The organism is Moorena sp. SIO3B2, from assembly GCF_010692525.1.
GTDB classification, from domain to species: Bacteria; Cyanobacteriota; Cyanobacteriia; order Cyanobacteriales; family Coleofasciculaceae; genus Moorena; species Moorena producens.
Genome location: NZ_JAAHHE010000690.1, coordinates 1 through 2,254 on the forward strand (window position 1 = coordinate 1; position 2,254 = coordinate 2,254).

1 protein-coding gene is annotated in these 2,254 nt (G+C 43.7%); it reads left to right on the forward strand.

What is annotated here, in order from left to right:
* Positions 1 to 1,584, forward strand: a 1,584-nt coding sequence (locus F6K38_RS39875) for a Calx-beta domain-containing protein (protein ID WP_287360408.1), incomplete at its 5' end; no start/stop codon positions are given.
* Positions 1,585 to 2,254 lie beyond the last annotated feature (670 nt).

Sequence of the window (2,254 nt, forward strand, 5' to 3'; positions counted from 1 at the left end):
ACAGCAATTCCTGACCCCGACAGTTTTGCTGGTGATATTCTCAGTGCTGAGGATATTCGAGACTGGAATTATGTTTTCCTCTATGAACATCCCGATGTGGCTCAAGATACCATTGAATGCCGGATTGAATACAATGGTTCCTCTAAATTAACGATTAATGATGTCTCTTTGGAAGAAGGACAAACTGCAGTTTTCACGGTTACCTTATCTCCTCCCTCTGACAAGACTGTTACTGTTAATTATCAAACCCAGGATGGTACCGCCAAAGCACCAGGAGATTACACCGCAACTAGCGGAAGTCTGCAATTTGATCCAGGTGACACCACCAAAGAAATTCGGGTGCCAGTCAACAGCGATGATGTGGTTGAAAATAATGAAACCTTTACTATTGTCCTGAGTAATGCAGTTAATGCAGACATTGGGGACCCAGTGGGTGTTGGCACAATTATCGATACGACTAATACTATTGATCCACTGTTGGATACTCTGGTGCGGTTTAACAATCTATATCCAACCCTAGCCAGTGATCTCAAAGCTTTGGAAACAGGGTTAACCGATGACAACCAGACTACGGTTACTTCTGCCCTCAATGCCTTTGCAACTCTAGCAGAAGACGTGGCTAGGTCATGGCAAATTTGGCAACCGATTGCGATCGCACAGGCATCTCGCCAGACAGTTCACTACAACATTGATGAAAACCTATCTGCTGACCAAGAAACCAAAACGGTTATCATCACTCCCACTAACAATCTTCCCGTTGCTGATCAACAAGTCTTAGATATTGAGTTACCAGGGTATGAGTTAAATGATACCAGGCAGAACGATGTAACCACTAACTCCCCCACAGTACCTTACACGACTATTGAGTATGATTTCACCAAATTGCTTGATGCAACTGGGGTAGAAACCTTTGGGGAGTCGGCATTACCGGACCGTAAGGTGACTGTCACTAATTTGGATGTGTTGGACTATCAAAATGCCTGGGGTGCTATCCGTCTCGCCCGCAATAAGAATTTGATTGATGGCAGGGAAACTAATGCAGCTTTCATCTTCCAGACTCCTGAAGTAAGGTTTAAGAACCGGATTACTCCTCTAATTGTTAATGATAAGCGTTGGGATATTGCAGACCTGGGCGATTCCAGAAGTAAAACCTTAACACAGCATCTGGAAGAGTTATTCAAAGTCTTGCTGCCAGCTATCATTAACCGTCCTTATGATATTCGGATTAGCTGTCAGTATGCCTTTGCTTTAGCTAGCAACACTAACGAAGAGGAACTGTTAGCTTCCTTACCTGTTTTACTAACTCCTCGATTTACGGTTCACAAGTCTGGGGATTCCACGGATATGTTAGTAGTTACTCAAGACCTGCGAACAAATATTGTCCGGGAAATTAACAATTGGCAGACTCAGAAAAACCCCAATCAAAGCAGGGGACGATATCTGTTTAGTTTTAGTTTCTTTTCCAATCCAGAAAATGTGAGTACTACCGAGAATCCTAATTTGCCTCTGTTAACGGTGGAAAATTTGAATCTTTTGCTTACAGATATTATTGTTATTACAGATGTTATTGTTATTGAGGAATAGTAAGCTATCAGCTATCAGCTATCAGCTATCAGCTATCAGCTATCAGCTATCAGCTATCAGCTATCAGCTATCAGCTATCAGCTAGATGGCACAGGCTTTGGCCTTGGCCTTTTGGCCTTTTGGCCACGCTACGCGAATGGCCACGCTACGCGAATGGCCACGCTGTGCGAACGACGCTGGGATCTAATATCAAATCCAAATACTTAGGGCTTGCTGTATAAGTGTGGAAGCCATGCCAGACAACGGTTTCAAGCAATTTTTGACCGAATAAGTGCTTCGAATATGAGCCCATCGGTACAATTAATAAGCACCTCAAAGATGAAAATTCCCTAAAACCATTAACCTCACCTACCACCTAGCACCTAACACCTAACACCTAACACCTATTCAAACCCGAAAATTACGACTTATTCAGCAAGCCCTACTTATCGTTAAGCCTTGGCTGCCTGCCACCAATAAAAATGGGTCAGACCACGAATAAAGTCGCAGTGCTTGAGTAAAACACAACAGCGAGGTAAAATTACCTGCTCCAACTCTTCAATCTTCTCAAAGGTGCGGTTGACAATTGGTTAATCATGGAATTGCCATAGTCTTCCGGCTGGCTGCAACTGTTGGGGAGTAGGAAAGAGCCACTGGACGCTCTAGCACCCGACTGATCGAATCAGCTACC